General features: G+C 46.7%; 3 protein-coding genes. All 3 read left to right on the forward strand.

The features are described 5' to 3' along the window. Nucleotides 1-41: 41 nt before the first annotated feature. The 3 genes from NC99_RS02150 to NC99_RS02160 all read left to right on the forward strand — a co-directional run bounded on the left by NC99_RS02150 (nucleotide 42) and on the right by NC99_RS02160 (nucleotide 7,339). A complete protein-coding gene (locus tag NC99_RS02150) occupies nucleotides 42-3,398 on the forward strand; it encodes a TonB-dependent receptor (RefSeq protein WP_204374871.1) in 3,357 nt (1,118 codons plus the stop codon). 26 nt (nucleotides 3,399-3,424) lie between these two features. Then, nucleotides 3,425-5,002 (forward strand): RagB/SusD family nutrient uptake outer membrane protein, encoded by a 1,578-nt coding sequence (locus NC99_RS02155; protein ID WP_053179379.1) that lies wholly within the window; start codon nucleotides 3,425-3,427, stop codon nucleotides 5,000-5,002. Nucleotides 5,003-5,098: 96 nt separating this feature from the next. Next, nucleotides 5,099-7,339 (forward strand): GH92 family glycosyl hydrolase, encoded by a 2,241-nt coding sequence (locus NC99_RS02160; RefSeq protein ID WP_053179381.1) that lies wholly within the window; start codon nucleotides 5,099-5,101, stop codon nucleotides 7,337-7,339. Nucleotides 7,340-7,631 lie beyond the last annotated feature (292 nt).

Raw genomic sequence — 7,631 nt, forward strand, 5'->3', positions numbered from 1 at the left:
CTGTCACACCTATTAATTATTAATCAACAACATTCAAATTTATGAAAAAAATTGAACTTACATTCCCTGATGTACGAAGGGGAAAACAAAATCTGTTTTTAAAGATGAAGCTGACCCTACTCACACTATTGGTTTGCATCATGCAGGTTTCGGCCTCCGTGTATTCGCAAACAACGAAACTGACCCTGAACCTTCAGGATAAGAAGATTTCAGATGTGCTGATGGAGATTGAAGAAACAAGCGATTTTCGTTTCTTTTATCAACGTGAACAGGTTGACGTTGATCGCAAAGTAAACCTGAAGGCGAACAACAAAAGTGTTGATGAAATTTTAAAAACACTGTTCGCCGATCAAGGTATTTCGTTCCGGGTAATGGACGATAACCTGATTCTGCTCACAGCGAGTGATTTCCAATCTCAGCAGGAACAAACGGTTCGCGGAAAAATCTCCAATTCCCGAGGAGAATCCATTCCTGGGGCCACGGTAATTATTAAAGGAACATCGAAAGGTGGAATTACCGATAGCAATGGCGAATATATCCTGGCCAATGTTCCGGGCGATGGCGTGTTGGTATTCTCTTTTGTGGGTATGAAAACCCAGGAAGTTGAGGTGAATGGCCGCAGCTCAATCGACGTCACTTTAAGCGAAGATGTGATTGGCCTGGAAGAAGTGGTAGCCGTGGGATACGGTACGCAGCGCAAGTCGGATGTAACCGGTTCGGTAGGTGTGGTCGATGCTTCTGATATTTTGGAGCGCCCTGCATTTAACGCGCTTCAGGGCATGAAAGGAAAAGTGGCCGGGGTGAATATCTTTTCGAACTCAGGCTCTCCAACCGGAAGTACCCGCGTGATTATTCGTGGTGTGAACTCCATTACAACCAGTACCAACCCGCTTTATGTGGTGGATGGTGTGGTGATGGAAGATTTTCACCTGGTGAACCCCAACGATATTGAGCGTATCGAAGTATTAAAAGATGCTTCGTCAGCTGCTATTTATGGTGCCCGGGGTGCCAACGGTGTTATTCTGGTTACCACCAAGCGTGGAGCCAAAACCGGCGAAGTGGTTGTTGGGTACGACGGCTATGTGAGCGTTGGGAAAATCCGCAAGAAAATGGATGTGATGAACTCCGAAGAATGGCTCGAAGTAATCAAGAGAGGCTATGAAAACGCACCAAAATACCGCGATTACGATCCGGGTGAAGAACCTACCATTGATTTCACGGATCCCCGCCTGTTCGATTCAAACGGCAATCCGCTATATGATACCGATTGGCAGGAAGAAGCAACCCGGACTGCCGTTTCGCACAACCACCAGTTGAGCATCCAGCAGGGAAATGAAAAATCATCGGTTGGTGCTTTCTTAAACTACACCGAAACCGAAGGTGTCATGCTGAACTCGTGGATGAAGCGGGTGAATGCGAAAATCGCTTATGATGCTAAACCAACCGAGTGGATGGATTTTGGAATCAATATGCTGATTAATAAAACCTGGGAAAATGAAGTTGAAGAAGGTGGTGGCCACCAAATGCCTCGCCGGTCAATGATTGAAATGGTACCAATTATGCCTGTGAAATTTCCTGACGGAAGTTGGAGTAGCAGTTCGAGCACGACCAATTTCGGATTGGAAGGAATGGCCAACCCGGTTCACGTACTGACCACTCAGGAGCGTCTCAGAAATCGCACCCAGTTTTTCGGAAATGCCTTTTTGAATTTCCACATTCTGCCAGGCTTGGATTTGAAAACCCAAATTGGTTTGGACAATCACTTCCGCCAAAATAAAGAATACAGTCCGAAGGATCTGCTGAATATTTCTTATCCAAATGCATGGGCTAATGTAAACGACTACGAGACCCTTTACTGGCAGGAAGAAACTTATCTGTCATACAACAAATCCATTAATGATCATCGCATCAACTCGGTATTGGGTATGAGCTGGCAGGAACGTGTGTACCGCCAAAATACGATCAACGTTTCTGGATTTTCTGACGATTTTTTCAAATACAACAATGTAGGTGCTGCCAGCAATCCGTCAGCGCCGGGTTCCTATTACGAAAGATGGGCGATGAACTCGTACTTCTTCCGTTTTGGATACTCATACAAAGACAAGTATCTGGCAACAATTACAGCCCGTGCCGACGGTTCTTCGCGATTTGGAGAGAATAACAAATACGGTTATTTCCCATCCGGAGGTTTGGGCTGGGTGGTTTCAAACGAAGATTTCATGAGTAACTCCTCGCTGATTGACTACCTGAAGTTACGTGCCAGTTATGGGATTACCGGTAACACGGAGCTGTCAACTTATCGCTCGTTGGCCACTATTTCCGGCGGAACAGTTTTGTTGAATGGTGCCCGCGAAAACTACAGTGTGGTTACCCGCCTGCCGAACCCCGACTTGGAATGGGAGAAAACATCGCAGTTTGATATTGGTTTTAACCTAACCATGTTAGATCAACGGGTCAGCCTTGAAATGGACTATTATTACAAGCTGACTACCGACTTGTTACTTGGACGTCCGGTGCCACACTCCACTGGCTTTACCTCGGTTACTGACAATATTGGTTCAGTTTCCAACCAGGGTATTGACTTCCTGTTGACGACTCAAAATGTTACCACCAGCGATTTCAATTGGGAATCAACCCTGAACCTGAATTACAACAAAAACCAGATTGAAGAACTGGGTGAAAATGATGAAGATATTTTCCCCGGACCATGGTGGGTTTCAGGTAGCCAAACAATCCTTCGTGTGGGTGAGTCATTGAGCTCTTTCTACGGATACCGTCGGTTAGGAACCTGGGGTACAGATGAAGCGGCCGAAGCTGCTGCTGTTGGTGCTGTCCCTGGTGTTGCAAAACGTACCGCCGAAAGAGAAATTATAGGTAAAGGTTTGCCTGATTTGACAGGTAGCTTTATTAACCGTTTCAACTACAAAAACTTCGACTTGATGGTGGATCTGCAATTTACACTTGGAATTGAAATTATGCAGCAGTTCTTCCACTCAACCGAAGACCGTACCGGTTATGCCAATGGATTGTCCACAATTCTTTATGATGGATGGACCGAATCGAATCAAAATACCATGGTGCAGCAAATCCGCAATGCGCCGTTAAATGGACAAAACTCTGAAGTAGATGACCACTGGGTGGTTGATGGTTCATACCTGAGAGGAAACCTGATTTCGCTTGGATACACTTTCGATCCTGGTTTCGTGAGCCGCGTAGGCCTGAAATCATGCCGCGTTTTCACCAGTGTTGACAACTTATTTGTACTTCATTCCGACGACTTCAAAGGATATGATCCGGAAGCGACGTCGTGGGGTGGCGATCAGTGGGGACAGAACATTTTCTTCTTCCAGTATCCAAAACCAACAACGGTTACATTTGGTGTCAATGTTAAATTTTAATCAGAGAATTTAAACAGCAATACATTATGAAAAAAATACTATTCATTATAATGGCCCTCGCGGCTTTTACCTCATGCGATGAATTTCTTGCAGAGGAACCACGAAGCGAAATGAGTGTGGACCAGTTTTTTAGTTATCCCTCTCATGCCTACAACGCGGTGAATATTTTGTACCGAAGCGGTGCGCCAACATTCTATAGCGCCGGAGTTTATGGAGGTAGTCGTGCTATGTTGGGTGGATACATGTCTGGCTTGTTCGACAACGACTATAAAGGACAGGAAGTTCACGTTCAGCACAGTCAAAACCTGACATTGAATGGCAGCAACCTGGCTGGTTATTTCGATGGAGCATGGGATGCTTGCTATTTAGCGATTTCAAGAGCAAACCTGGCTATTTCCAAAATTCCGGAAACGCCGGATCTGACCTCTGCTGAGGTCAACCAACTGTTGGCTGAAGCACGTTTTTTCCGTGCTTTCAACTATTACTATTTGGTGAAAACGTTTGGTGACGTTCCCCTGATTCTTGACGCGTACTCTTCTTTGGAGAACCTCTATGTTGAGCGGACTCCGGTAGCGCAGGTTTATGGACAGATTATCGAAGATCTGGAGTTTGCAGTGAATCAGGGTGGGCTGGACAATATCCCCATGACTGATAATGGCTTCCGGATTTCGAAAGCAACGGCAGCGGCCGTATTGGCTGATGTTTACCTGAACGTGAGTGGATATCCGGTGCAGGATGATAGCTATGCCGCAGCGGCAACGGCTGCAAAGTCGATCATCAACAGTGGCAATTTTTCTCTCATCGAGCATGGTGCTACCGAAGAGCTAAGCGCCTACAATGTGATTCGCACGTCAGATGTTCAGGATGAGTACATCTATTCTATTGAGTACGATGCCAGTATTTCAGAAAATTATTGGCAGCCTGCTCTTTCTTACCCTAACAGTGCTACAGCCTGGGGTATTTTCCAATATTCGATTACCAACAATGCCTATAAACCAATGCCAGAGTTTCTATGGATTTACGACGAAACGAATGATTTACGCATTCAGGAAAAGCAGTATTTCCATTCAAGTCTGACTTACATGAGCGAGGGCGAAGAAATCACTCAGACCTTTGAGACTTCGCCCTATCTCTGGCACAACGACGAAGCACTTTTCGAAACTGGCCAAAACAACAAGGACATGGTGGTTTATCGCTATGCCGAAGTGCTGCTGATTGCTGCCGAAGCAATTGCCCAGTCGGAGGGCGTAACCACCGAAGCCATTGGCTATTTGGCTGATGTTCGTGCCCGCGCTTACTGGCAAACTGATCGCAGCACAATTGTCGCAGAATTAACCGGTTTATCAGTCGATGAATTTGTTGAGGAAGTATGGAAAGAACGCCTGCGTGAGTTGGCACTCGAATTCAGAATCTGGTCTGATGTGCAGCGCACACGCATGTTCCCGGTAACTTCGGAAGCGAACAAAGGTGAAGTGAGTTTTGAGAACGCGGTGGGACACACCACAGTGTGGAACAAAACTTTCCAGGAATCGCACCTGCTGTTCCCTATATCAGAAAATGAAAGACAGCGAAACCCAAATTTAACTCAAAACACAGGATATTAATCTTTTGTGTAATTAGACAGCTAGCACCGCCAACACTCTTGGCGGTGCTTATTTTTAAAGCTAATTTTAGACCCGAAAAAAATAACCCTGAATAACATGAAAACCTTAAAACACAGCGCCGGATTCTTACTCTTGTTTGTGGCAGTAGCCGGCTGGATGGGTTGCTCACAGCAGCAATCAACTGCGGAGAAAGAAACAATTGATTATGTTGATCCTTACATCGGGTCGGGCGGCCACGGACATGTTTTTGTTGGCGCCAACGTGCCGTTTGGTGCCGTGCAGTTGGGCCCAAACAACGAAACCCAGGGCTGGGACTGGTGCTCGGGATACCACTATTCCGATTCCATCTTGATTGGATTTGCACATACGCACCTCAGCGGAACCGGTATTGGCGATTTGGGCGATGTGTTGTTCATGCCTGTTGCCGGCAGTTACACGCATGCGGCTGATCCCGAAAATCCTTACGACTGGAAATCAGCATACACCCACGCCAAAGAGGTGGTGGAGCCGGGCTACTATAGCATTTATATCGATCGTCACCAGGTTGATGTCGAGCTGACCACCTCGGAGCGGGTGGGCTTTCATAAATACAACTTCGAGGAGGGAGACAACTCCAAAGTCATTATTGACCTGCGCTACGGAACCGGATGGGATCAGCTGACCAGCGGCTTAATTGAGCAGGTAGATGAAACCCGAATTCGGGGATTCCGCTTTTCGCGAGGCTGGGCCAACGACCAGCGGGTATTTTTTTGTACCGAATTTTCAAAAGAAATCAAAAGTTTCGAAATCCTTCATTCTTCGGATGAACGCGGCGTAGCCACCGCCATTATCGAGTTTGAAGGTGCAGGCGAATTGCTGGCGAAAACAGCCATTTCGCCGGTCAGCATGGATGGTGCGGCCAACAACCTGACCAGCGAAATCAACCATTGGGATTTTGAAGCTGTGAAATCGAAAGCGCAAGATCAGTGGAATCGTGAACTGGCCAAAATCAACATTAAAACAGAAAACGAAACCGACAAGAAAATATTCTACACGGCCCTGTATCACACCATGATTGCACCATCGTTGTTCAATGATGTGAATGGCGACTACCCCGGAGCCGACCGCGAAGTTCACCAAAACCCGGGTTTTGAAACCTACACTACTTTTTCGCTGTGGGACACTTACCGGGCAGCGCATCCCTTATTTACACTGGTTCAGCCTGAGCGGGTGAACGATTTTGTGAATTCGATGCTGGCCATTTACCAGGAACAAGGCAAGTTGCCGGTGTGGCACCTCATGGGCAACGAAACCAACACAATGGTGGGCTACCACGCGGTTCCTGTCATTGTTGATGCCTACTTGAAAGGTTTTGATGGCTTTGATGCGGAACTGGCTTTTGAGGCCGTGAAGGCCTTTGCCATGCGCGATGAACGGGGTCTGGATTTCATCAAGGACATTGAATACATCCCGGCGGACAGCCAGGTGGAGTCAGTGGCCCGCGCCATGGAGTATGCCATTGACGACTGGTGTATTGCTGCCATGGCCAAAGCCATGGGCAAAACCGAAGACTTTGAGTTGTTTGCCAAGCGTGCCAAGTATTATCAGCATTATTTCGATGAAAGCCGCGAGTTTATGCGTGGCAAAATGTCTGATGGTAGCTGGAGAAGTCCGTTCAACCCGTTCTTTTCGCAACACCGCGAGGATGATTACTGCGAAGGAAATGCCTGGCAGTACACTTGGCTGGTGCCGCACGATGTGGAAGGTTTGGTCGAACTGTTTGGCAGCGAGGAAGCCTTTATCACCAAGCTGGACAGTTTATTTTCAATTGAGTCCATCAAAGTGGAAGGCGCTTCGGCCGATATTTCCGGTCTGATCGGACAATATGCACACGGGAATGAGCCGAGCCACCACATTACTTACATGTATGCCTATGTGGGGCAGCAATGGAAAACAGCTGAAAAAGTCCGTGAAATTTGCACCACCTTGTATTCCGATCAACCCGATGGACTGAGTGGTAACGAAGACTGCGGACAAATGTCGGCCTGGTATATTCTTTCGTCCATGGGATTTTATCCGGTCAATCCGGCCAATGGCTACTATGTGTTTGGAAGTCCGCTGTTTGATCATGCTGAAATTTCACTTCCCGAAGGCAAAACCTTTACCATCGAAACGGAAAATAACAGTGCTGAAAATATTTATATTCAATCTGTTGAGTTGAATGGTGAAGCCTATGAGCGTTCGTACATTTCGCACGAGGCGATTGTCAATGGCGGAAGTCTGAAATTTGTAATGGGATCGGAGCCCAACCGAAACTTCGGTACGGCGCCGTCAGCGCGGCCATCCTCGGCCTACTAGACGAATGAATTCGACTACAAAGAGAAAGAAATAGCAATCAGCCGGTGAGTAGTTTTTGCCGGCTGATTTTATTAGTTCATAGAACGTACAAGATCGTACCTAAACGCAATGATGAACCGAACAATTTTAAGTCACGGTCATTATTCTAAATAATTGAAATAACCATGAGAAAATTAGCTATTTTATTTGCCATGCTTTTTTGCGTTTCGGCCTTGCAGGTCAACGCGCAGGAAATGCAACCGGTTGATTATGTGAACACCCTGATGGGTACCGATTCTGAATTTAAACTATC

This window comes from Sunxiuqinia dokdonensis (assembly GCF_001270965.1).
GTDB classification, from domain to species: Bacteria; Bacteroidota; Bacteroidia; order Bacteroidales; family Prolixibacteraceae; genus Sunxiuqinia; species Sunxiuqinia dokdonensis.